26 protein-coding genes and 2 riboswitches are annotated in these 24,566 nt (G+C 38.0%); of the genes, 4 read left to right on the forward strand and 22 right to left on the reverse strand.

Annotated features, from left to right (window positions below):
* Nucleotides 1–8 precede the first annotated feature (8 nt).
* The 16 genes from nusB to FPQ13_RS00985 form a co-directional block, all read right to left on the reverse strand.
* A complete protein-coding gene (nusB, locus tag FPQ13_RS00910) occupies nucleotides 9–389 on the reverse strand; it encodes a transcription antitermination factor NusB (protein ID WP_144087621.1) in 381 nt (126 codons plus the stop codon).
* 180 nt (nucleotides 390–569) lie between these two features.
* Nucleotides 570–959: an Asp23/Gls24 family envelope stress response protein gene (locus FPQ13_RS00915; protein ID WP_144087420.1), complete on the reverse strand. Its 390-nt coding sequence runs from the start codon at nucleotides 957–959 to the stop codon at nucleotides 570–572.
* Between the two features lie 16 nt (nucleotides 960–975).
* Complete coding sequence (accC, locus tag FPQ13_RS00920) at nucleotides 976–2,337, reverse strand: acetyl-CoA carboxylase biotin carboxylase subunit (RefSeq protein WP_144087421.1); 1,362 nt, start codon at nucleotides 2,335–2,337, stop codon at nucleotides 976–978.
* A 13-nt stretch (nucleotides 2,338–2,350) separates the two neighbouring features.
* Nucleotides 2,351–2,866 (reverse strand): acetyl-CoA carboxylase biotin carboxyl carrier protein, encoded by a 516-nt coding sequence (gene accB, locus FPQ13_RS00925; protein ID WP_144087422.1) that lies wholly within the window; start codon nucleotides 2,864–2,866, stop codon nucleotides 2,351–2,353.
* Between the two features lie 248 nt (nucleotides 2,867–3,114).
* The gene (locus tag FPQ13_RS00930) at nucleotides 3,115–3,819 is read right to left on the reverse strand and encodes a SpoIIIAH-like family protein (RefSeq protein ID WP_144087423.1); all 705 of its coding nucleotides are present in this window, start codon (nucleotides 3,817–3,819) and stop codon (nucleotides 3,115–3,117) included.
* A gap of 1 nt (nucleotide 3,820) precedes the next feature.
* On the reverse strand, nucleotides 3,821–4,441 hold the full coding sequence (gene spoIIIAG / locus FPQ13_RS00935; RefSeq protein ID WP_144087424.1) for a stage III sporulation protein AG: 621 nt from the start codon (nucleotides 4,439–4,441) through the stop codon (nucleotides 3,821–3,823).
* 4 nt (nucleotides 4,442–4,445) lie between these two features.
* Nucleotides 4,446–5,042 (reverse strand): stage III sporulation protein AF, encoded by a 597-nt coding sequence (gene spoIIIAF / locus FPQ13_RS00940; RefSeq protein ID WP_186279499.1) that lies wholly within the window; start codon nucleotides 5,040–5,042, stop codon nucleotides 4,446–4,448.
* A gap of 12 nt (nucleotides 5,043–5,054) precedes the next feature.
* Nucleotides 5,055–6,221, reverse strand: coding sequence for a stage III sporulation protein AE (spoIIIAE, locus tag FPQ13_RS00945; RefSeq protein ID WP_144087426.1), 1,167 nt, complete (start codon nucleotides 6,219–6,221; stop codon nucleotides 5,055–5,057).
* Between the two features lie 16 nt (nucleotides 6,222–6,237).
* Nucleotides 6,238–6,630: a stage III sporulation protein AD gene (spoIIIAD, locus tag FPQ13_RS00950; RefSeq protein WP_144087427.1), complete on the reverse strand. Its 393-nt coding sequence runs from the start codon at nucleotides 6,628–6,630 to the stop codon at nucleotides 6,238–6,240.
* Nucleotides 6,631–6,643: 13 nt separating this feature from the next.
* Nucleotides 6,644–6,853 carry a stage III sporulation protein AC gene (gene spoIIIAC / locus FPQ13_RS00955; protein ID WP_144087428.1) on the reverse strand — a complete coding sequence of 70 codons (210 nt, stop codon included), beginning with the start codon at nucleotides 6,851–6,853 and terminating at the stop codon, nucleotides 6,644–6,646.
* A gap of 18 nt (nucleotides 6,854–6,871) precedes the next feature.
* Nucleotides 6,872–7,384 carry a stage III sporulation protein SpoIIIAB gene (gene spoIIIAB / locus FPQ13_RS00960; protein ID WP_144087429.1) on the reverse strand — a complete coding sequence of 171 codons (513 nt, stop codon included), beginning with the start codon at nucleotides 7,382–7,384 and terminating at the stop codon, nucleotides 6,872–6,874.
* Nucleotides 7,326–8,321 carry a stage III sporulation protein AA gene (spoIIIAA, locus tag FPQ13_RS00965; RefSeq protein WP_144087430.1) on the reverse strand — a complete coding sequence of 332 codons (996 nt, stop codon included), beginning with the start codon at nucleotides 8,319–8,321 and terminating at the stop codon, nucleotides 7,326–7,328. The genes spoIIIAB and spoIIIAA overlap by 59 nt, the downstream gene beginning before the upstream one ends.
* Before the next feature lie 267 nt (nucleotides 8,322–8,588).
* The gene (gene efp / locus FPQ13_RS00970; protein ID WP_144087431.1) at nucleotides 8,589–9,149 is read right to left on the reverse strand and encodes an elongation factor P; all 561 of its coding nucleotides are present in this window, start codon (nucleotides 9,147–9,149) and stop codon (nucleotides 8,589–8,591) included.
* A gap of 23 nt (nucleotides 9,150–9,172) precedes the next feature.
* Nucleotides 9,173–10,234 carry a M24 family metallopeptidase gene (locus FPQ13_RS00975; RefSeq protein WP_144087432.1) on the reverse strand — a complete coding sequence of 354 codons (1,062 nt, stop codon included), beginning with the start codon at nucleotides 10,232–10,234 and terminating at the stop codon, nucleotides 9,173–9,175.
* A 13-nt stretch (nucleotides 10,235–10,247) separates the two neighbouring features.
* Nucleotides 10,248–10,682 (reverse strand): type II 3-dehydroquinate dehydratase, encoded by a 435-nt coding sequence (aroQ, locus tag FPQ13_RS00980; RefSeq protein ID WP_144087433.1) that lies wholly within the window; start codon nucleotides 10,680–10,682, stop codon nucleotides 10,248–10,250.
* Between the two features lie 80 nt (nucleotides 10,683–10,762).
* Entirely contained in the window at nucleotides 10,763–11,245 is a 483-nt protein-coding gene (locus tag FPQ13_RS00985; RefSeq protein WP_144087434.1) for a YqhR family membrane protein, read from the reverse strand.
* A gap of 123 nt (nucleotides 11,246–11,368) precedes the next feature.
* Here FPQ13_RS00985 and FPQ13_RS00990 point away from each other — a divergent pair, with 123 nt between their 5' ends.
* Nucleotides 11,369–11,728, forward strand: coding sequence for an SA1362 family protein (locus FPQ13_RS00990; protein WP_144087435.1), 360 nt, complete (start codon nucleotides 11,369–11,371; stop codon nucleotides 11,726–11,728).
* 165 nt (nucleotides 11,729–11,893) lie between these two features.
* Here FPQ13_RS00990 and FPQ13_RS00995 read toward each other — a convergent pair whose 3' ends face one another.
* Nucleotides 11,894–15,580, reverse strand: coding sequence for a vitamin B12-dependent ribonucleotide reductase (locus FPQ13_RS00995; RefSeq protein WP_144087436.1), 3,687 nt, complete (start codon nucleotides 15,578–15,580; stop codon nucleotides 11,894–11,896).
* A 293-nt stretch (nucleotides 15,581–15,873) separates the two neighbouring features.
* On the opposite strand from FPQ13_RS00995, the gene FPQ13_RS01000 reads away from it, so the two are divergent.
* On the forward strand, nucleotides 15,874–16,266 hold the full coding sequence (locus tag FPQ13_RS01000) for a rhodanese-like domain-containing protein (RefSeq protein ID WP_144087437.1): 393 nt from the start codon (nucleotides 15,874–15,876) through the stop codon (nucleotides 16,264–16,266).
* 49 nt (nucleotides 16,267–16,315) lie between these two features.
* Here FPQ13_RS01000 and FPQ13_RS01005 read toward each other — a convergent pair whose 3' ends face one another.
* From FPQ13_RS01005 to gcvT, 4 genes are all read right to left on the reverse strand, one after another.
* On the reverse strand, nucleotides 16,316–17,101 hold the full coding sequence (locus FPQ13_RS01005) for an SDR family oxidoreductase (protein WP_144087438.1): 786 nt from the start codon (nucleotides 17,099–17,101) through the stop codon (nucleotides 16,316–16,318).
* A 158-nt stretch (nucleotides 17,102–17,259) separates the two neighbouring features.
* Nucleotides 17,260–18,723 (reverse strand): aminomethyl-transferring glycine dehydrogenase subunit GcvPB, encoded by a 1,464-nt coding sequence (gene gcvPB, locus FPQ13_RS01010; protein WP_144087439.1) that lies wholly within the window; start codon nucleotides 18,721–18,723, stop codon nucleotides 17,260–17,262.
* Nucleotides 18,716–20,065 (reverse strand): aminomethyl-transferring glycine dehydrogenase subunit GcvPA, encoded by a 1,350-nt coding sequence (gene gcvPA / locus FPQ13_RS01015; RefSeq protein WP_144087440.1) that lies wholly within the window; start codon nucleotides 20,063–20,065, stop codon nucleotides 18,716–18,718. Before gcvPA ends, gcvPB begins: the two co-directional genes overlap by 8 nt.
* A 14-nt stretch (nucleotides 20,066–20,079) precedes the next feature.
* Nucleotides 20,080–21,183: a glycine cleavage system aminomethyltransferase GcvT gene (gene gcvT, locus FPQ13_RS01020; RefSeq protein WP_144087441.1), complete on the reverse strand. Its 1,104-nt coding sequence runs from the start codon at nucleotides 21,181–21,183 to the stop codon at nucleotides 20,080–20,082.
* A gap of 61 nt (nucleotides 21,184–21,244) precedes the next feature.
* Nucleotides 21,245–21,328, reverse strand: a riboswitch (glycine riboswitch).
* A 3-nt stretch (nucleotides 21,329–21,331) separates the two neighbouring features.
* Nucleotides 21,332–21,420, reverse strand: a riboswitch (glycine riboswitch).
* A 125-nt stretch (nucleotides 21,421–21,545) separates the two neighbouring features.
* Here gcvT and FPQ13_RS01025 point away from each other — a divergent pair.
* Together FPQ13_RS01025 and FPQ13_RS01030 are read left to right on the forward strand one after the other, a co-directional pair.
* Nucleotides 21,546–23,150, forward strand: a complete 1,605-nt coding sequence (locus tag FPQ13_RS01025) for a DEAD/DEAH box helicase (RefSeq protein ID WP_144087442.1) — start codon at nucleotides 21,546–21,548, stop codon at nucleotides 23,148–23,150.
* Nucleotides 23,137–23,943 (forward strand): YqhG family protein, encoded by an 807-nt coding sequence (locus FPQ13_RS01030; RefSeq protein WP_144087443.1) that lies wholly within the window; start codon nucleotides 23,137–23,139, stop codon nucleotides 23,941–23,943. The genes FPQ13_RS01025 and FPQ13_RS01030 overlap by 14 nt, the downstream gene beginning before the upstream one ends.
* Before the next feature lie 104 nt (nucleotides 23,944–24,047).
* Here the strand turns inward: FPQ13_RS01030 and FPQ13_RS01035 are convergent, their stop codons facing one another.
* Nucleotides 24,048–24,563 carry a shikimate kinase gene (locus tag FPQ13_RS01035; protein ID WP_186279500.1) on the reverse strand — a complete coding sequence of 172 codons (516 nt, stop codon included), beginning with the start codon at nucleotides 24,561–24,563 and terminating at the stop codon, nucleotides 24,048–24,050.
* Between the last annotated feature and the right edge of the window lie 3 nt (nucleotides 24,564–24,566).

The raw sequence follows: 24,566 nt of genomic DNA on the forward strand, positions 1-24,566 counted from the left end.
GTTCCCCCTTATTTTGTAGTAAATTTTGATAAAATACCGTTAATGAATTTTCCCGATTGTTCTTCATTAAATCGCTTCGCTAGATCAACAGCTTCATTAATCGAAACTTTGACTGGTACATCATCTATATATAATATTTCATACACAGCAATTCTTAGCACTGTTTTTTCAACAGTACCGATACGATTAAAAGACCATTTTTCTAATTTTTCACTGATTGCTGTGTCAATTTTCTGTTGATGTGTAAAGACACCTTCAATAAGTTCATGAGCATATGAATCCACTTCCTCCTCAATTGCTCGGAACAAATCCTTATAATTCACTGTTTCATTAATATCTAGTTGGTACAATGCTTGAAATGCTTTTTCTCTTGCGTGTTTTCTTGAAATCATATATAAACTCCTTAACTAACCACTATTTCACTTATTATATACATAATATCCTTCGTTAGTTTACCATGAAACATGAGAAATAAAAAAGAATATATTGAACAAGTTGGTCTGATGGCAGACGACAATAAAAAAGCCTAACAATAGAAAGTATCCTTTCCATTGTTAGACTTTTTACATTTATGCTTTTTCTTCAGCTTTATCCTCGATTTGTACGCCAACCACATGAACATTGACCTCAAGAATCTCTAATGCTGTCATATTTCGTAGTGTTGTCCGGATGCTATCTTGAATTTTTTGAGCGACCGTTGGCACAGAAACTCCATAATCAAGAACGGTGAAGATATCAATCTTAATACCCTCGTTTTTTAGTTCTACTTTAACGCCTTTTCCATGTCTTTTCTTACCTAACTTCTCAGATACATTGGATGCTATGTTACCGCGCATGTTTGCAACACCACTAACATCATTGGCAGCAATTCCTGCAATGACTTCAATAACTTCTGGTGCAATTTCTACACGACCTAATGATTCGTCATCACTGACATTCAACAGTTGTTTATCGTCCATTATTGCTCACCTCTTTCTACTCTCCATCATCTTCCATAACTTTATAATTTTCAAGGAATTTAGTATTGAAATCACCTGAAACGAAAACAGAATGATTCATCATACGTTGATGAAAAGGGATTGTTGAGTGAATACCTTCAATCATGAATTCATCTAAGGCACGTTTCATTTTATCAATCGCTTCTTGTCTTGTCGCGCCATGTGTAATTAATTTTGCAATCATGGAATCATAGTAAGGCGGAATCATCCAACCGGAATAGGCGGCAGAATCAACACGGACTCCGAAACCACCAGGAGGCAAATACATCTCTATTCTACCTGCAGATGGCATAAAGTTCTTATAAGGATCCTCGGCATTAATCCGACACTCAATCGACCATCCTTCAAATTGAATATCCTCTTGTTTGACGGATAGTACTTCTCCACTTGAAACACGAATCATTTCCTTGATTAGGTCAATTCCTGTAACCATTTCTGTAACAGGATGTTCTACTTGAATCCGTGTATTCATTTCCATGAAATAGTACGTATTATCTTCCAGATCATAAATAAACTCAACTGTACCTGCGCCAATATAGTCAACAGCCTGTGCTGCACGAACAGCTGCTTGTCCCATATCAGCTCGCGTTTTTTCATCAATAGCAGGTGAAGGGGTTTCTTCAATTAATTTTTGTAAACGTCTCTGGACTGAACAATCTCTTTCACCTAAGTGAACAGCATTCCCATGACCATCGGCCATTATTTGAATTTCAACATGACGGAAATTCTCAATGTATTTTTCTAAATATACACCTGGATTACCGAAAGCTGTTTCAGCTTCATTTTGAGTGATTCGAATTCCTTTGACTAACTCTTCTTCGTCTTTAGCGACTCGAATTCCTTTTCCACCGCCCCCAGCTGTAGCTTTAATAATTACTGGGTAACCGATTTCTTTGGCTACTTTTTTGCCTTCTTCAACGTCAGCGATAATTCCTTCTGAACCAGGTACGATTGGAACTCCAGCATCTTTCATCGTTTCTCGAGCAACATCTTTTGTACCCATCTTAGAAATCGATTCAGCACTTGGCCCAATAAAAATGACATTACATTCTTCACACATCTCTGCAAAATCAGCATTTTCAGCTAAGAAACCATACCCTGGATGAATCGCATCGCAATTGGTCAACTTCGCGACACTCATAATATTCGTCTTATTTAAATAACTATCTTTACTAGAGGCAGGTCCAATACAGTAAGCTTCATCTGCCAATTGAACATGTAGTGATTCTTTATCGGCTTCTGAATATACAGCGACACTCTCAATGCCCATTTCTTTACAAGCACGAATAATTCGCACCGCAATTTCACCACGGTTGGCAACTAATATTCGTTCGATCACGGACAATCCCTCCTTACGCTTTTTTAATTCTAAACAACGGTTGTCCGTATTCAACCAACTCGCCGTCTTCAACCAATATTTCCACAATTTCTCCGTTTACTTCGGCTTCAATTTCATTGAATAACTTCATTGCTTCTACGATACATACGATAGAGCTCGCTTCGACTCGATCTCCAGTATTTACATATGGACCTTCTTCCGGTGAAGGAGCAGCATAAAATGTTCCGACCATTGGTGAGGTAATCTCATGATCATAATCTGTATGAGTGGCTGTTTCTTCTTGCTTTTCTGATGATTCGTCAGTTGCTTTTTCTGTTTGATTAGCAGATTCAGACTTTTCAACCGTAGGAACTGAAGCTTGCTGCTCAGTTCGCTGTGCAACAGATGGCTGAACGACTGGAGCAGCTTGTACTTCTCCTGTTGCTTTCTTTAAATGAACCTCTGCATTTTCAGTTTCATACTTAAATTCTGTAATGGATGACTCATCAATTAGTTTTATTAGCTCCCGAATCTCTTGTACCTTTAGCATATTGATTGGCACTCCTTTTCGATTTTAATCATGCGTTAATGATTTAATTGTACGATAAATGATGTTCCATGTTCAACTTAATTTTCACAACAATTTGCCAACAGTAAATATAATCGAATTCAGTTTGCCCGCTGATCTCTCTCATTCCAACAACTATCACACCACATTTTTTGAAATAACACATAAAAAAACACCAACCAAGATTCAATAATCCCGATTGGTGATTAGTAGGTTGTATCAATTCTATTTTAAGCTTGGTCTTCTTGATTTTGTTCCTGGTCTTGTTCATCTTCCTCTTCTTGTTCTTGCTGCTGGGCATCATCCGATTGTTCATCATCATCTTCTTGCTCTTGATTTTGAGCATCATCCGATTGTTCATCATCATCGGACTCCTCTTGCTGACTTACCTCTCCTTGGTACTTGACTGTAACGTCCAACATACCAAATTCATCACGTGCCATTTGCATAATGTGGTTGGCATCAGTTTTAGATAATTCATTAGCCATAACCGTGACATTTACTTTATCATCGGCTTTTCGAACAAGGACATCTTCATAATTTTTCTCTTGAATAATCATCTTCTCAAGCAGAGATTCTTTTTGAGACATTGTTTCAATCGAATAGATTTGATCCATCGCATCATTTTTTTCTTCACTAGTTGCTGTAGTGGAAGATATGACTTCTGATAGCTTTTCTTTCATTTCACTTCTAGAGTCTTCCGTCTCAAGACGAATCGTTTGAAAGTAATCTCCCGTAGGCAATTCAGATACGACAAAGTTCTCACTTTCAGCCCCGTCCCCTTCTTCTTCATCTGAACGTTCTTCCTCTGTTTGCTCATCCTCTAAATCGGTCATTGCCGCCTGATCATCGCCCGGAAGCATATAATAAACACTTAACACAATCAATAAACTCAACATCGTAATTAACCAGACTGTCTGTTTTTTTAAAACCATTTTATTCCTCCTGACTTTTTGGCATTACTGCTATTCGGTGTGTAGATACATCTAGTAAACGTGAAACTGAATCGATTACCATTTGCTTAACTTGAATTTGATCAACCCCCTCTGCAATGACTAACACCCCTCTGATTTCTGGGTTTCTTGTTTGTATCAACAATGGTTCTTCATTATTGTTTTTTCGGATAAGTACTGTTTGGTCTTCGACTGTCTCGTCATCAACGGTCCTTGTACCGCCATTTTGATCATTTTCATCTGTTTTTTGATAGCTAGTCGTTTGATTCTTTTCGTAGATTTTTAAATCCGACGCATTTAATTGAACGACAACTTGTACATTCGATACGCCGGCCAAAGAGTTCAACGCTTCTGTCAGCATATTTTCTGTTTCTTCTTGAATTTGTGTAATATTTCGTTCATTCGTTTCTTTTGTGGCTTCTTTCTTCAGAAAAACTTCTTGTTCGTCTGTCATTGGTTGCTCATCCTCTTTCGAAGAATCCGGGAAGATATTTGAAACGAGTATGAACAAAATTCCAACTAGCCCAATTAATAAAATATATGATTTTTTAGTAGGTTTTTGACCTTTTTCCGAGTCAGTTTGAAACCATTGTTTAAGACCCATCGGATCATCCTCCTTCCCATTCAATTTCAATTGCCTGAAGAGGAAGATCTAATAATGAAGAAATCGACTTTGCGATTTCTATATCACGATCTCTCCGGTCTGTATGGTTATTAGCAGGGATTGATATCGTTTTAACTGGTTCGACCATATCTTGTTGCTGTTCTTCAAGCTTAAATGTTATTTCATCCATTTGCGGTTCTTCTTCGGATGTACTTTCTTGCATTTGGATAGAAATGTCTTGAATATTCACACCATATGTAGCCATCAACTCCTCACCTACCGTATTTTCTACTTGCTTTTCTAGCTGTTCTAATATATATGCATCAGTAGAGGCTTGTATTTCTATTTTTTTATCAGAAATCTCTTCTTTTATTGCATCTTCTCCTTGCATGAATTGCTCCAACTGAATTTGAGAGATGATTTGATCAGGATTTACTTGAAATATCATCTTTAAAGGATGAAGAAATAATAGAAATACAATTAACCCAAATACGAGCTTTATCACTTTTTCATGCGAATTTTTTGGAATCAATAAGGAGACGATTGTCGCCAAGAATATGAATAAAACAATTTGTGAAACCCAGTTCATCAAAAATGACATCGCCATTCCCCCTTATCGGATCATCAGTGTCATGTTACTGACGATTATCAACATGACAATCGCAAAGAAAAACATAAGTGACATTAGTAATAGAGCTACTAGAATATAAAGAATATATCTCCCCATCACATCGATTAAATCGACGACTGGACCATCAGCAATTGGCTGAAGGACTGCAGAGGTCACTTTAAAAATCAATCCAATAACAAGCACTTTAATGACTGGGAATAAAGTAATTAATAGGATGATGATGACACCTGCTATGCCAATTGAATTTTTTAGTAATATGGAAGCGGATAACACGGTATCCGTAGCATCCGTGAACATCCGACCGATGACTGGAATAAAATTACTCGTTACATACTTGGCAGCTCTAATGGCAACACCATCAGTTACAGCCGCATTTACACCTTGCAAAGACATGAGTGAGACAAATAGCGTTAAAAATGCACCCATTATGACGAATGCAACATATTTAAATAAATCAGCCAGCCGTGAAACGTTAAACTCTTCATTAATGAAACTAGCAATATGCAAAATGGCTGAAATGAATAGTAATGGCAATACCAATTTACTGATCAACACGCCCGAAACTTGTGTAAACAAAAGAATTAATGGTTGGAAAAAAGCAACCGTCGCTATATTTCCGAATGAAGCCATTAAACTTAGCATGAGCGGCAATAAGGCAAACATGAAATGACTTAAGGACTCAATAGTTTCCGTCGTGTAATTAACGGCTTTATAAAAGCTGGAAATTGCTATTGTCAATAAAACTCCAAAGATTACTAAGTAACTAATTTTACTGACTGAACTATTTTCAAATGAACCGACAAGAATTTTCAAAAAAACACTCAATAAAGAGAGTAAAAAAAGCATGCCGATCAACTTGCCATTCGTTCGCCATTCTTCTAAAAAAAATAATAGAAAACCGTTAACCCAATCTTTAATTGAAAAAATTGAACCATCCTTTACAGCATCTAACCAATGTTCCTCTGCTGAAAATGGTATGAATTCACGGTATTGTCTGAGTGCATCCTGCCAATAGACTTGCATCTCACCAGTATCAATCCATTGCTCATTCAGTTCCAAGTCCGTTTGCTGTCCCTCCGCAGTTGTATATACAGGAATAAAAACGAAGAGCATAATGACAACGACAGAGAAAGCGACGAAAAACCGCATCGATCTAAACTCCTTCTTATTGCGGGATAAATGACATCAATGTTTCAAGAACTGAGATGAAAATGGGTAAAGCAAGCAGTAGTATAAAAAGCTTGCCGACAATTTCAACCTTGACGGCGACTGAGTTCAATTGAGCATCTTTCAAAAGCTGTGAGATAAACTCTGTTAAATATGCCACGCCGATTACTTTGATCATCGTATCTAAATGAAGCAGTGATACATCGAATTTAGAGACAATGGACTGAAATAAATTGAAGAGTTGTTCGACTTGGTTCAGTACAAACAGAAAAACAAAGATTCCAAGGAGCAAAACGAGCAAAAAACTAATAGACTCATTTTGTTCGCGTACGATGATGACCAACATTGCTGCGACCATGATGATAACGAAAAGCTGTAAAATTGACCCCATGTATACCGTTCCTTTACAAGATCATTTGTAAGATAAAGACGGATTTAATTTGATTGAACAAACGGGATAAGTAATCGATGACGATAACTAAGACGATAATAAACCCAATTAACGTTGCCCAGTGAGCAATATCTTCCTTACCCATTTGTTTCAGAACGGTATGAATGATCGCGACAATAATGCCAACACCTGCCACTTGAAACAAAATATAAATATCTTGCATCGATTCATCCCTCCTCTCCTATATCAAAACCAATACAATCAAAACGCCAGTCAGCAAGCCCAATGTTCGACTCATATTCGCAAAGCGTTTCTCCTCTTCAACAGACTCATTCAACTGTTTGTGTAAATGAATCGATGCTAACTCAATTTGTTTCTTTTGTTGTACTAGATCATGCAAACCTAACGTATTCCCAAATTGCTTCAATACATGAAGATCTTTTTTTGTAAGCGCCAATCGGTGGGAATGAATATGGATTGTCTCCTGCCAAACGTCTTGAAGTGAACCATCAACGTTTAGAAGTCGTTTATTTATATCATCGAAGAAGTTGCTTACCGGCTGGCTCAATTGTTCAGAGAGTAACTGAAACAATGATTGAATTGGTAGCTTTCCAAATGTCATTTCAGCCTCCATTAGTTGAAGTGCTTGAATAAACTCTCGTAGTTGATTCGTTCTACCTTTATACCTATTTGATTTATCTAGCCCTACCCACGTGCACGTGAACAGGATGAGCAGCATGCCGATCCATTTCATGCTGTACACTCCTTATCGTCTTGTCTCTTTTGATTTCTTCAAATCGATGGTCATATACACTTTTGACAGTGCCTGGTTTCGACAGTCGATCTAGAAAAACAAAGCGCTCTATCGCTCTTTCACGAATCAGAGTTTGAATAGAAGGGCGTTTTTGTACGTCCTCTATTGAATCTCCGTGAACAGTGCAAATTAACTTAACTCCTGCATAGATTGCTTCAAGCAGACCGCGTGTGTCTTTTTCATGACCGATTTCATCGACAACAATCACTTCTGGTGACATCGATCGAATCATCATTAAGATTCCTTCTGCCTTAGGACAATCAGACATAACATCCGTTCGATTCCCAACAGGATGTTGCGGAATGCCGTTTAGCGTCGCTGCAATTTCATTTCGTTCATCGATTAATCCGACTCGATGATGACGAAAACCATTCTCAGCATCGCTTATTTGTCTGATGATATCCCGTAAGATAGTCGTTTTACCTGTTTTTGGCGGACCGACGATTAACGTATTCAACACGTTCGATTGGTTGTCCATAATCAAGGGGCTGATCATTTGAGCTGAACCGATGACTGCTTTCGCCACCCGGATATTAAAAGATGAAACATGACTAATGGCCTTAACTGAACCATCCTGAACATTCACTGAACCACTCAGTCCAATCCGGTGACCACCTTGCAACGTAATGAATCCTTTTTTCAACTCTTCTTCTAAGCGGTATACAGAATGTTGACTGATTCGAGCTAAAAATCTTTTCGACTCCTCTTGTGTAAGCTGAATGGAACGAATAACAATCGATTTGGACGTTAAAACGACTTCAGTCGGCCGATGTACGCGAAGTCGAATTTCTTCTAATTCTTTCAAATCTTTTTCTGAAACAGATTCTTTAATTTTACTTGCAATATATGGTGGCAATACGTTAAATATCTCTTCCAAAAGACTTCCCCCTTGCTTGTCTTATCTCATTCTATGAGTCCTCTGTTTCAGTTATGCGTTTGAAATCTATTAAGCGAAGTATAATATTTGAGTATTTGGTAAGATAGTTTAAAGAGGATTGGAAAAAAACTTTTGTGAGGAATGATCTTATAAATAAAGGGATCCTAGAATTGCTAATTGAATTGATATCATCATTTTGAATATAAAAAAACCTGCTATGAAAGTTAACATTCAACTTTCATAACAGGCATATGTTGAAATCAAATTTTAGTGAGCTCTCGATACATATTTACCTTCGCTCGTACTGATGATCAATCGGTCTCCTTTGTTCACAAAGAAAGGTACTTGTACGGAATATCCTGTTTCCAATTTGGCAGGCTTTGTTCCGCCACTGGCTGTATCTCCTTTAATTCCTGGTTCAGTTTCAATAACTTCAAGCTCTACGTTTTTCGGTAATTCGATACCTAATGTTTTTCCGTCATAAATCATAACGGTAACTTGGCTATTTTCCTTCATGAAATTTAGTTCTTCTTCGATTATATCTCCTGGAATATCCAGTTGCTCATACGTTTCTGTATCCATAAATGTATGGTTGTTATCTGATGCATATAAATATTGCATTGGACGACGGTCCAGATGTGCTGTATTCACCTTTTCTCCTGCTCGAAATGTTTTTTCTTGTGTATTTCCGTTTTCAAGATTTTTTAATTTTGAGCGAACGAACGCTGCACCTTTACCTGGCTTTACGTGTTGAAATTCAAGAACTTGCCAAATGGAGCCATCTAATTCTATCGTTTGTCCTGTTTTAAAGTCGTTTACTGAGATCATTTATATTCCTCCTCTACTCTGATTTACAGAGTAATTAATTCTTTTGTTGAAAAGTTCAATGGTTCATTGCCATTTTCGGTAATAACAAGGTCATCCTCAATACGGCAACCGCCGACATTAGGAACGTAAATACCTGGCTCGATTGTTACTACCATGCCCGGCTTCAACTCGGTATCTGACTTCAATGATAAGCTTGGAGATTCGTGTACATCCATACCTAAACCGTGACCTGTTGAATGGCCGAAATAAGAACCATATCCTTTTTCTTCGATGTAATCACGAGTAAGTGCGTCTGCTTCTCTACCAGTAATACCCGCTTTAGTTCCTTCCATTCCTTTGAGTTGCGCTTGCAAAACCGTGTCATAAATCTCTTTTAATTGATCACTAACCTCACCAACAGCTACCGTACGTGTAATATCTGAGCAATAACCTTTATACAACGCACCAAAATCAAGCGTTACTAACTCTCCTGTTTGAATCTCTTTATCCGAAGCAACTCCATGCGGTAAAGCTCCTCGGTAACCCGAAGCAACAATGATGTCAAAAGATGAGGATGTCGCTCCTTGCTTTCTCATAAAGAATTCCAATTCATTCGACACATCAATTTCTTTGACGCCTGGTTTAATAAAACCTTGAATATGTTCAAAAGCAGCATCTGCAATTTTTCCAGCTTCTTTCATAATGGCAAGCTCTTCTTCAGATTTAATAATACGTAATCTCTCTACTAGACCATTAACCGGAACAAATTCACACGTTAATTCTTTTTGATACTGTTCAAAAATTGCGTAAGTCAGATTTTGTTTTTCAAATCCTAATTGTTTGATTCCAAGTTGATCAACTTGTGAAGCTACTTCAAGGTGAACTGGACCTTTATGTTCTACAATCGTAAAGCCCTTTACTTGATCCTTCGCTTGCACTGTATAACGAAAATCAGTAATGAAAACAGCATCATTTTCAGTTACTAGTACGACACCGGCAGTTCCTGTAAATCCGGTCATATAACGTCTGTTCTGTCCATTTGTAATCAACATACCATCAACATTTTCTTCTTTCATGATTTGTCTGAGCTTATGTAGTTTCTCCATGATTTTCTCCCCTTTATGATTGTTTGTTCAAGAATGAATAAGCAGCCATTAAGTATCCATCAATACCGAAACCAGTAATTTGTCCGGAGACGACAGGAGATAGATACGAATGTTGTCGAAAAGATTCTCTCGCATAAATATTCGAAATATGCACTTCCACGACAGGTGTCGCAATGGCCTCCACAGCATCTCTTATTGCAATGCTTGTGTGTGCATAAGCACCAGGATTAAAAATAATCCCTCCATATTGACCATTCGCCTCATGAAGCGCGTCAATGAGTTCACCTTCATGATTTGATTGAAAACTCACCAACGAAATATTGTGCTCAGCTAATAACTTACGCACATTTTTTTCAATCGAATCCAAATCAACCGTGCCATACACTTGAGGATTTCTTTTTCCAAGCATATTTAAGTTCGGTCCATTTAGAAGTAGAATCTTTTCCATGCCTATTCCCCTTTTTTTCTACAATAAATTTAGTTTATCATAAAATGTACAGGCATGTTATTCATCCGATTATTGGTACCTTATTCTTGAAAAGTAATTCGTTCACCATTGGCGTCAAAAGCAATTGTATAGGCGACAAAAACACCGTACATAACAAATTGGCAAACTGTTGCCGTTATCGTATCCACCTCTAATTCATTAAAATTTGGAACATAAGAAAAATAAGGATTAAGAAAAATGAAAAAGATTGCCCATAATATCAATCCATAGATTACACCATGAATGACTCGTGCAAACTTTTTAAAGAAATAATAATAAATAATTGCCGGTATTGTACCTAATAAGCCAAGAATAAAGAGGCTGATCAGTTCGCCGGTCAACCCTTCTGTCCAACTTCCTGAGAAAAATGAACGTAGAATAAAACTCGCATGTGATACGGTTGAAAATGACATAAAATAACCTACCGAACTCATTGCTCCCCATAGTAATGCGCCTACAAAACCCGTTACCAAGCTTTTAACCAGCAAATTTTGGTTTTTTCTTGGATAATTCTCCTCATTCATCAAATCACCTCGGTTTTAATTTGGACAAATTAGGGAAAATCATACTATGAAAATAAGTATATAGATATCTAAAAGTGGTATAATGATGATAAATAAAGTTTGGACCGAAAGGAGTGCCTAATCATGAAGTGGGGTAAATGGATAGCTTATGGGATTGCCATTCTAGCTGTAATTGGATTAGTAGGTCAATTGATTATGAATCCTGGTGGCTTTATGCGCAATATGTTGATGATGGTCGGCGCTGCAGTTGTGATTGGATTTCTACTCTATTTCTTCTTAATTCGCAGAAGAAGCAATGTGAGTAGTGGTTATAAAAAGGCACTGAAACAATCAAAGCAAATGTACGGAAAGTCAGGCTCTAAAGTTAAGCCAAATATGAATGCGAAGACGAGTGGCCAACCGAAACTACAACGCATGCCACGAATAAGAAAGAAATCGGGTAATCAACCCCATTTACGTGTAATCGAAGGCAATAAAAAATAAAATTCGTTTCACGACAAACATCTATGATTAAATATAACCCCCCAGATTTGGATTATTGAAATCAAAATCTGGGGGGTTATTTGGATATCTAGCTACCTAAATAAGATGAAAAACTTAAAAAAAGATGATCCCGCATGAATAACGAGATCATCTTTTTGTTATTTCTTACAATCCACACTTCAACTGTGCACCACAGTTTGTACAAGTATTACATCCTCCGACGTCTTCTATACTTCCTTTACGACAAACCGGACAAGTATCACCGATTTCAGAACCGATGTTCATATTCGTCTTTTCCAATTCCTTAACAGTGTCGACAAGAACAACTTTCTTTTCTTCTTCCTCGAACAATTCTGTCTGCTCAGAGAAATCATTTTCTTCGGCTTTCAAGGTTAATACTTGGCTATCTCGACTACCGTCTACATAAACCGTACCACCTTTTGCACCGCCCTTATAAAGTCGTCTGTATACTTGTTCTACTTGATCAACACGGTATCCTTTAGGCGCATTGACCGTTTTTGAAATAGAGCTGTCTACCCACCGTTGAATAACACATTGTGTATCAGCATGTGCTTCTGGCGATAGACTCATTGCTGTAACAAACCATCTCGGAAGGTTATCTGGATCTTGCTCTGGGTGAAGTTCTAAATATTCGTTCACAATATCTGCTTTCACTTCGATGAATTTACCGAGTCTTCCACTTCGGTAGTAAGTGAAGGAGAAATATGGCTCCAATCCTGTTGACACACCGACCATCGTCCCTGTGGATCCGGTTGGCGCAACTGTTAATAAGTGCGAATTTCTAATTCCATATTGTAAGACACCTTCGCGAATATCTTTAGGCATCTTCTGCATATATCCTGTATCAATAAATCGCTGTCTAAGTTCTTTCGTTTCTTCTTCAGTTTCTCCGACTAAGAATGGGAAGCTTCCTTTTTCTTTAGCCAGTTCAATTGATTCACGGTAGGCAGTCGTAGCAATCGTTTCAAAAATCTCATCGACTAATTGATTGCCTTCTTCGGAACCATATTCAGTTTCACAGTAAATCAAGAGATCGTGTAGCCCCATGACGCCTAAGCCGATTCTTCTTTCCCCTAATGCTTGTACTCTATTGTCTTCAAGGAAATACGGCGTTGAATCAATGACATTATCTTGCATACGTACGCCGACTTTTACAGTTTCTTTCAACTTTTCAAAGTTAGGTTTCGCTTGTTGCTTGTCAGCAATTGCTGCAAGATTGACTGCTGCCAAGTTACAGACGGAATAAGGTGCTAGTGGTTGCTCTCCACAATTGTGAACAACAACCCCATTCGCAATTAGTGAATGAGTCTCTGGTTCTGTAATATCGTAGACAGTAACTAACTCGCCATCCTCAATTCGATTAACTGTTGTAATGAATTTTTCGTTTTTACGAGAAGATTTAGGGACAACTGCTAACAAATCTTCTTTTCGTTGAATGTGTTTGAAACCAATTTCTTTTTTAAACAATGACAAGTTGTTTCCTGAAATTATTAGTTCATAGAATGGTTTGCTCTCATAAACTTTTTCTTCATTATTTTTTGTTACATAACGGAATTGTGTTTGGTTATTCTTTTTACGGAAATAGATTTTACTATGGATTCCATAATTTAATAAAAGTAATTGCGCGTCTTGTAATAATTCCTTAGACGAAGAAGTCAAACGAACCGTGCGATGGTTTTTATCTTTTGTATAAACTGTACCATCCGCACAGAATAGTCCGCGTAAGTAATTCGTTACCGTTGATTTGGAAGCGGTGAAAATCGCTTCTGGAACTCTTTTTTCGTGAGCCCGGCATGCTTTCATTCCTAGCGCTTTCATTTTCTCTGTGAAAGCCTTTCGGTTATAGCTTACTTGGAAAGTACCGTTTTGCCTCTCCATCACTTTTGGTGTGAAACCACTTAATTCACGTCCGATATCAAGTATTTCAGGAATGATTTCTTGATCGTCTTTACCAAAAACAAGTCCAACACGATTATCCTTTGAAAGCCATCCATCGCCAGTTAACCACCCAAGGAATAATCCAGTTCTTTCACCAATCTCATCTGTTTCAGCGAATCCCCCTTCGCCGGATTGAATATAGACAAGATCTTCTTTCGTTAATTCCTGTGCTTCTTTCCATCCTTGGTCGGTATATATTCGATGGTCAGGCGTGACGTTCAACTCCATGCCATTTTTTAAGTGTACTTTTAATGTTTGTTTTTCTCCGGTTGGAAACACAATAGCTTTACGGTGTGCAATGCCTGATGCTTCGTATTCCCGTCCATTGACAACCTTTGCCTGTTCTATCAAACGATTGTCTGTCGCTGTCAGAAATGATTGCCCGCCTACTTTTTTATATAAATCTTCAATCGTTATTAATCCGAATTCTGTAGAGATTCGTGTAGATGGATGGAAACACGGATTCGTGGCGACTACTTTTTGACCATAAGCAGTAGCATTTGTTTCCTTATTCGCATTATCGATAAAGAAGATTCCTGGTTCTGCAGAATAAGTCGCACAAATATTAATTAGATTCCATAAATCGTTAGCTTTTATCGTTTTGTACGTACGTACCCCGAAACCTTGCTTTTCCCATTCACGAACATCTCCAACCTCGTGCCAATAGTTATTGTAATAATCCATTTGTTCGTCTGTATAATTTTCAACGTCTGGAAATCTTAATTCATACATCTCATCCTGCTCGACGGCTTCCATAAATTCATCTGTTATACAAACTGAAATATTAGCTCCGGTCAAAAATTCCGGGTGGTGTACACTATAAGTTCCTCCGTCACGAAGCTTTTCTTCAGCATCTCTTATGTTTTGATCAGAAAAGCCTCCCTGGCCGGGAATGTGTTTATAATTGACAACACCTTGATACATTTGTGCTTCTGTTTCAGTTAACGGTGTGAATTTAAGCTTGTCTTTGGCCATTTGCTGGATGGTTTCATCTTCAATATTTTCAATTAGATATCTTAAAATTCTCGGGTTTTGCATTTTAGAGATAATGAATTCAATAATGTCTGGATGCCAATCATTTAACATAATCATTTGCGCACCACGTCTAGAACCGCCTTGCTCTACCAAATGTGTTAGTTTGGCAATATCATCCAGCCAAGATACGGAACCTGAAGATTTTCCATTTACACCTCTTGCTAGTGCGTTACGAGGTCGAAGAGTCGATCCATTTGTTCCGACACCACCTCCACGTGACATAATTTCCATCACTTGTTTACGGTGGTCGCTAATCCCTTCACGTGAGTCTTTTACGAATGGCATGACATAGCAATTGAAGTACGTTACATCTGTATTTGAACCTGCACCGTATAAAACTCGACCAGCAGGAATAAAGTTCAAATTAGAAAGCTCATGATAAAATTTCTTAAACCATTCTTGCTTTTTATTAGGGTCGGTCTCTACTTCAGCAAGTCCCGTTGCGTTTCTCAAAGCAATTTGTTCATAAAAAACTTCAAGCGGCTTATCAATCGTACTTAATGGACGAACAATCTTGCCACTTTCTCGTTCCTCTTCTTTTTCTAATACATGTAAAAATTCATCTTCAACCTGTACGGTAGCCTGGTTGTTGTTTTTATTAATCTCTGTAATGAATCCTGTTCCTCTTGCAGGGAACTTCGGGTCTTCTTTAATGGTCAAGACGACAAAATCGCCGGTTTTCAATGTTTTTTTCTCTGTGTCTTTAAAAGCATATCGATCTAACATGACTAGACGAGATACACCTTTATGTGTCGTTTTCATATCTGATGTAATTGGATGTACCTGTGTAAATTGTTTAATATCCTCATTCAATTGTTCAATATCCAATGTAGCGGTTTTTTCTTTTAAACTTTGCATCCGTTACACTCCTTCACCCAAGAATTCGACAAAACTCATCGATTTCTGCTATTATATATATTGTTTTCACCATACCAAACCGATTACAAAAAAGCAATACATTTTTCCATATATAGTTCTTTAATATCAATATTACCACTATATATGGTGTTCGAAACATTTTATATAGATAAATTCAAAAACTGTATACCTATTGGGTTTAAGCCGTTTTAAAAAAATCATGATATACCTTTGAATCTTATATAAAATCTATTTATAATATACAGTAGGGAAAAGAAAAGAGGGGAATTCAATTGGATATTTTATTTACAATCTTAGTCATCGCAGCGATATTGATTGTATTCGTTGTCATTCAAAATATACGACGTCAACGTTACTTGAAAACTTTAACGGAAGATCAATTTATCGAGGGATATCGTAAAGCACAATTGATTGATGTCCGCGAGCCACAAGAATTTGAAAGAGGACATATTCTCGGCGCTCGCAATATTCCTATGACACAAATGAAACAACGGTTGAATGAGATTCGTAAAGATAAACCAGTCTATTTATATTGCCAAAGAAGTTCTCGTTCAAATCGTGCAGCAAGCCTTCTGCACAAAAGAGGCTATGAAAATTTGAATCAGCTAAAAGGCGGATTCAGTAAGTGGACAGGTAAAGTAAAAACGAAGAAAAAAGGATATTAAATAAAAAATTGTCAGCCTAGGAGAAACACCCTGGCTGACAATTTTTTATTTAGAGTTCAGCTTCCCATCTCTCTTGTTGCATCTCTTTCATCTTGTCTTCGGTTTCTTGTGGGAAAGCAGTACGATAGTTATGATGATCTTGTGGGATCACTTCGATCATTTTATCAATCATTTCTTTCGGATCGTATTGGTTATTTAAACCTTTTTCTTTTTCCTTCATATCATCTGCATCGCTAAAGTTGGTTTCTGGATCAAACCATTTCCATTGTTCTTCTGCAGCCCGATCATTAAATCCGGTATTAAATGGGCCTGGGTTAATCGTGCCTACTTGTACGTTAAAAGGCTTTAACTCTTTTGATAAGCTAGATGCCATTGCTTCAATCGCATGCTTTGTAGCAGCATAAGGACCACCATATGGCGCACCGAGAACCCCGGCAATGGAACTCATAAATACAATTTTTCCTCTTTTTTTACTAACAAATTGTTTTGCCGCAAATTGGACTGATTTTAAAGTTGCGAATACGTTGATTTCAAAGATTTGACGAAAACGCTCCATAGGCACTTCTGCCAATGGTCCACGCTCATTAATCGCAGCATTCGCTACAAAAACATCAAAATCATATCGATTAATCTGGTTTAAATCGATTTCATTCGTAATATCTAATTTAAATACATCCATTTTTAAATTTTGATGATCTATTTCACGCATCAACGCCGTTTTTTGTGATGTCGTTTCTGTCGTCGCAATAACGTGATGACCTTTTTTCGCCAAGCCAATCGCGGTCCCTTTCCCTAAGCCGCTTCCAGCACCTGTAATGAATATCGTCTTGCTCATAAACGAAGCCTCCTTCTTTTATGTCTCTTCAATCATTTTCTTCCCTTATTACACAGACATAAACGATTGCTTGTTTGTCGCAATTCGAATCGCCTTTAAGGGTAAAACAAAACCCGAACGAGCAATGATCCTTGCTTCATTCGGGTTTTATTCATTATCTATTCTTTTTCATACTTCAATACAGGTTTTCTAGCTGCCAATGTCTCATCCATTCGACTAACTACCGTCGTATGTGGTGCATCTTGGACGATTTCAGGGTCTTCTTTTGCTTCGTTGGAAATTGAGATTAATGCATCGATAAACTCATCCAACGTTTCTTTTGATTCCGTTTCTGTCGGTTCAACCATCATTGCTTCCTCCACATTCAGTGGGAAGTAAATGGTTGGCGGGTGAAATCCGAAATCAAGTAGGCGTTTCGCAATATCCAGTGTACGAACACCTAGTTTTTTCTGCTTTTTACCAGATATAACGAACTCGTGCTTACAATGTTGATCGAAAGGTAATTCAAATTCATCTTGTAAGCGACGCATCATGTAGTTTGCGTTCAATACGGCATTTTCACTAACTTGCTTTAAGCCATCAGGTCCCATTGAGCGGATATACGTATATGCACGTACGTTAATACCAAAGTTTCCGTAATAAGGTTTAATGCGTCCAATGGAGTCTGGACGGTTGTAATCAAAAGTGTATTGATTGTCTTTCTTCGTCAATACAGGTTTTGGCAAAAATTTTGCCATCTCTTCGGTAACACCTACTGGACCTGAACCAGGACCCCCACCGCCGTGAGGACCAGTGAATGTTTTGTGTAAGTTCAAGTGAACTACGTCAAAGCCCATATCACCTGGTCTTGCATATCCCATAATGGCATTCAAGTTCGCTCCATCATAATACAAACGTCCGCCAGCTCCATGAACGACTTCAGCCATTTCAATAATTTCTTCCTCGAATAAGCCGAGCGTATTTGGATTCGTCAACATTAGTGCTGCTGTTTTCTCGCTGACTACCCGCTTTAAATCGTCTAAATCAACAAGACCACGATCATTTGTTTTTACAGTGACCGCTTTAAAACCCGCTACCGCTGCAGAAGCTGGGTTTGTACCGTGTGCAGAGTCAGGAACGATGACTTCCGTACGCTCTGTGTCCCCGTTGGACTCATGATAAGCACGAATCATCATCAATCCAGCCCATTCCCCTTGAGCACCTGCTGCTGATTGTAGGGTAAATTGGTGCATACCTGTAATGTTTTCCAATGAAGTTTGCAAGTCGTACATCAACTCCATTGCTCCTTGAGCAGTCTCTTCGGCTTGATACGGATGTACAAAACTGAAACCAGGCAAGCGAACGATCTCTTCGTTGACTTTCGGGTTATATTTCATCGTACAAGAGCCCAATGGATAAAACCCTGAATCAATTCCGTGGTTTCTTTTTGATAGTGCTGTATAGTGACGAACGATTTGTAGTTCACTCACTTCAGGTAATTCTGGAGCTTCTTTACGGATATACTCATCCTCAAAATCTGCATCCAAATCTACATCCGGAACATCTAGTTCAGGTAATTGATATCCTTTTCGTCCTTCTTTACTCATATCAAAAATCAACGGAAAGTCTTTTTCTTTAGCCATGGATATCACCCAATTCTTTAACAAATTGATCGATCTCTTCTTTCGTTCGTATTTCTGTGACAGCAATTAACATATGGTTCTTTAACGATCCATCTACTTTACCTAGGTCAAATCCTCCGATGAAGCCTTTATCAATTAATTGATTATTCACATGGTTTACGTCTTGGTCCAGTTTTACGACAAACTCATTGAAGAAACGGTTACTGTATAACACTTCAAACCCTGCATCTTCCAATACTTTTTTAGCATAACGGGCTTTTTTCATATTTTTTGTCGCCATTTCCTGAATTCCACGCTTACCAATCACACTGAGAAATACGGATGTTGCCAGTGCGTTTAACGCTTGGTTCGAACAAATGTTGGATGTGGCTTTATCACGGCGAATATGTTGCTCACGTGCTTGTAAAGTTAAAACAAAGCCCCGGCGTCCATCATCGTCAACAGTTTGACCAACTAGACGACCTGGTACTTTACGCATTAGTTTTTTGTTCGTCGCAAAGTATCCACAGTGCGGTCCGCCAAACTGTGCTGGAATACCAAACACTTGTGTATCACCAACAACAATATCAACTCCAAATTCTCCTGGTGGAGTTAGATAGCCTAGAGCAAGTGGGTTGCTCGATACAATCGTCATCGTCTTTTTCTGTTCGCCAACCAATTCCTGGACCTCTTTTAACGGCTCTATTTGTCCATAAAAGTTTGGATATTGAACGACAACACTTGCCGTGTTATCATCCAACTCAGCTTTTAAATGATCTAAATCAGTCAACCCATCTTTGACGTCAATTTCTACAACTTCTACATCCGGTCCGGCTGTATATGTTTTAATGACATCCATGGACTCAGGATGAATCGCTTTAGAGACCAATACTTTGCTTCTTTTCGTTTGACCTGCACTCAAATTCACCGCCTCAGCAAGCGCAGTTCCTCCGTCATACATGGATGAATTTGCAACGTCCATGCCAGTCAATTCACAAATCATCGTTTGAAATTCAAAAATAGCTTGAAGCTCACCTTGTGAGATTTCTGGTTGATAAGGCGTATAAGCTGTATAAAACTCAGAACGGGATATCATGTGATCGACAACGGACGGCATGTAGTGATCATACACACCCGCTCCCAAGAACGATACATGTGATTTTGTATTTACGTTTTTAGCTGCAAGTTGTGTCAGTTCTTTCGTTAACTCATGTTCGTCTTTGGCTGGTTTCACATTCAATTCGCCATGAAAGCGAACTTTTTCAGGTATGTCAGCGAATAGCTCATCGGTTGATGTAACGCCAACTGTATCTAGCATTTCCTTTTTATCTGTTTCTGTCATAGGAATATAACGATGTTGCATAGATCAATCACCTCTTACTTTCGTTTATAAAATGGAGTAGGTATAATTTTTGCTTTTAACGTTTTTTTACGGACTTGAATGTCGATTTCTTCTCCTTCATTCGCAAGTTCACTTGGAATGAGCGCCGTACCTAAATTTTTGCCGAGTGTCGGTGACTGTGTACCTGAAGTCACATGACCAATGACATTCTCGTTTTTTAAAACTTCATACCCATGTCTAGGAATCCCTTTATCAAGCATCTCAAATCCGACGAGTTTTCGAGAAGCGCCGTTCGTTTTTTGCTCGGTTAAGGCTTCTTTTCCGATAAAATCGGCTTCTTTGTCAATCTTTACTGCAAAACCTAAACCTGCTTCAATAGGCGTGATTTCTTCAGAGAGATCCTGACCGTATAGTGCAAGTCCTGCTTCAAAGCGAAGTGTATCACGAGCTCCCAAACCAACAGGTTGAATTCCTTCTTCCTCACCAGCTTCGAGAATCGCTTTCCAAAGACCGGCAACAGAAGATGATTGCAAATAAATTTCGAAACCATCTTCACCTGTATAGCCAGTTCTAGAAACAATCGCTTTACCTTCAATTCCGTAAAATTCCACGGAATCATCAAATCGGAAAAACTTAATTTCTTTCAAATTTGAATCTGTTAGCTTTTGCAAGATTTGTTCGGCTTTCGGGCCTTGAAGTGCAAGTTGTGCATATTCTGAAGATACGTTTTCAACTTCTACTCCATCCGTTTGGTGCTGTTTTAACCAATTGAAGTCTTTCTCGGTATTGGCAGCATTCACTACGAGTAAGTAATCATTCTCATCCAGTTTGTATATAAGAAAATCATCAATGACACCACCACGTTCGTTGCACATGAACGTATACTGTGCTTGACCGATTTTAATCTTAGACACATTGTTGGTGACCATCTTCTGTAAGAAGCTTTCGCTGTTTTCTCCTTTTACAGCAATCTCACCCATGTGTGAAACATCAAATAACCCCGCCTTCTCACGAGTCGTGTGATGTTCTTCTTTAATTCCGGCAAATTGGACAGGTAATGCCCATCCCCCAAAGTCAATTGTTTTTCCTCCATATTCCTTATAAACCGGATATAGAGGTGTTTGCTTTAACTCACTCATAAGTCCCCTCCTCCATTAAACATAAAAAAAGAGAATACCAAATAAAAGCATTCGGAATTCTCTCTGTCCTGTCACCTGAAAGTTTCACAGAAATCAATCACTGCTTACATCTTTGGTGGTCTATAAGTCTAGACTCTCTCCAGAGGTGCGTCCTACAAGGGTCTTTTTGCCTGAGAGATTCGTATTCCTACTTGCTCCGTCGGCGCTGGCTATCCCAGTCTCTCCCCTTATAATCATTCGCGTGTTGATATTCTATTTTTTGCACATACTACTCTTAAGATTCTTTATTTATATTATACCATAATAATCATTTTACTGTAAGCGGTTTTAAGAACTCGTCAGAAAAGGAGGAATTGTTTGGCATGAACATTCAAATCAACCAACAATTAGTATCAGCGTGTCAAGAAATAAAGGAACAGACAAGTTGTGATTGGAAGACATTCAAGCAAGCCTATCATATTTCAAAAATGAAAAGTACCCAGGGAGAACGCCTTGCATCCCTTGCTTTCTTACCTGAACTACAGCCAATGCCACACCAAAAAGAAGCTGCTGAGAAAGTCCTTCATGAGATGCACGGGCGTGCTATTTTAGCTGATGAAGTAGGACTTGGTAAAACAATAGAAGCTGGCTTGATCCTTAAAGAATTAATGATCAAGGGCCTAGTGAAGAAAGTCTTGATCTTGGCACCTTCTTCATTAATTCGTCAATGGGAACAAGAAATGAATCAAAAGTTTTTTATTCCCGCAAGGGCCAAGCACCGCTCCTACGATTGGACGTTATATGAAGTTGCCGTGTCTTCTATTGATTTGGCAAAAAAGTCACCTCACCAGGAAGAAATTCTTCAACAAGATTACGACATGTTAATTGTTGACGAGGCCCATCGTTTAAAAAATAGTCAAACGAAAAATTATCAATTCGTCAAAAAGATTAAAGCAACTTATTGTTTATTACTGACAGCGACACCTATACAAAATAAGTTGGACGAAATCTATAACTTAGTTCAGATTGTAAGGCCCGGTCTATTAGGTGAGAAAAAAGCGTTTAAGCAAGAATTGAAAAAAGATCCAGAAACACAAGAAGCAATGAAACAATTGATACAAACATCAATGGTGAGAAACTTGCGCAAAGAAACGCAGAACCAGTGGACTGAACGAAACATTGAAACAATTTACGCTCAATTTTCTGATGAAGAACAAGCATTTTACGACTCGATTGATAATAAACAATCCAATCATGCATTGACACAATTAACGATGAAGAGAGGATTTTGTTCGAGTAGGGAAGCTTGCTTTCAAATGTTAGCAAAAAATCAAACGCAGCATGCGATTGATCGTATTAATGAATTAAAAGAGCTTCCTCAACATGCAAAAGCGATTCAAATGATGAACTTTGTAAAAGAACTCGGTGAGAAATGCATTATTTTCACTGAATATAAAGCTACGCAAATTTATTTACAATGGGTACTTCATCAACACGGTTTATTAGCTGTTACTTATAACGGTGATTTTCGAAAAAGCAAAAAACAATGGATGCTCCATTTATTTGAGACGAAAGCCGATGTATTGATTACCACGGATGCTGGAGCAGAAGGTCTTAATCTACAACATTGCCGAAATATGATTCACTATGACCTTCCTTGGAATCCGATGAAATTAGAACAACGGATCGGAAGAATACATCGATACGGCCAAACGAGAAACGTCCAAATATTTTATATGATTCTTAAAAACACAGTGGATGAAAAAATACTCAATCTTCTTTATGATAAGCTCGATTTATTCGAGGGTGTCGTTGGAGAGCTCGATCAAATTTTAAGTGATATCGGGGTAGGTAACTTTGAAGATGAAATGAAAGAAATCCTTTCTGAGTCCTCTAGTGAACAAGAAGCATCCATAAAACTAGATAACTTGATTGAAGTGGCTAAATCGCATCAATCTGAAAGGAAGGCTTTTAATGAAACAAGCTGACATTCAATCATTTTTAATTGATTTTTTTACATCGAGACAAGCATCTATTGTAGAAAAATCAGACGGTATTTTAACGGTTAAGCTTACTGAACAACTAGATGAGCAATTGATGAATCGACCTTTTTATTGGCAGTATGTAAAGAAGCTCGGTAAAGTCGGCGAAACAATGAGTGTCACTTTTATTACAGATGAAGAAAAAAGAGATCAACAAAAAGGTGAATGGATCCATTTTGGTTCTCCTCGGCTAGACCAAATCTTCCACATTATTCAAAGAGAAGGGGCATATACCGTTCTTTATGAAGATTGCCAGTCCAACAGTACAACGAAAACGCCACTGCATCCATGGTTAATATGCAATATACGTGTGAAATACCGTGGTTTTCTTTCCAAAGATGAGCTGGTGAGTGTGGGCATTCGGTTAATCGACGGTACAATGCGCTTTCAAATGATGGATGAAATTGAACACAAAAACTTTGCTTCATCTGTTCCAAATTTTTGTTTCACTTTACCGACGATTATTTCTACCGAACGAGCTGTTGAGCGAGTAACCGAAGAGCTCCAACAACGCATCAAACAAAAATCAACGCACTTTGTGAATAAATCCCATCGACTATATGAACGTGAAATGAATATGCTGAAAAAACTGATCATAGATGACGAAAAAGACGATGCAGAACATCAACGGGCAAAGGTTCAAATATTTGAACGATTGTATCCACAAGTAGATTTAGAATGGATTAATTTAGGTTACTTTTATGTATCTGAGCAAATGTCGAAAGAATTAATTTCTTAAAAAGTGATAATGTGATTACTTTCGTTTTATTTTAGATTTCATTAATAAAAAGCATCATAATAAGAAGTGCTTAGGGAGATAAGCTCATTATCTCCTTTTGACTTTTATTTTTCCGTTTTGTATAACTGTAATAGATTGATAATCTCTTGAGCTATTTCGTCTTGTGATCGACCATCTGTCCAAATGATGTAGTGAGCAACTTGTTTGTACAAGCTCTCTCGGTCTAAAAACAGCTGTCTTCTTTCTTCCACCGGCTTTCGCCAAAGTGGCCTCGTGTCCTGTTCTCCTGCTAACCGCTTCATAATCTCTTCAAAAGATGTTCGTAGCCATATTGTATTGAACTGTTCTTTTAATTGATTTCGATTTTGCTCTTTCGTTATAATTCCGCCACCTGTACTTACAATCACATTTTGATCAACCCATTTATTGAGTTCCTCTCCCTCTTTCTCTCGGAACCAATTTTCTCCTTTTGTTTCGAATATTTTTTTGATTGTCATATTGGTTTTTTTCTCAATCTGTTCATCTACATCAATTACAGGATAAGTTAATTCTTTTCCTAATATCTGACCAATCGTTGTTTTACCCGATCCCATAAACCCAATGAGAGCAATTGACTTCATATT

It is taken from the genome of Allobacillus salarius (assembly GCF_007559425.1).
GTDB classification, from domain to species: Bacteria; Bacillota; Bacilli; order Bacillales; family Alkalibacillaceae; genus Allobacillus; species Allobacillus salarius.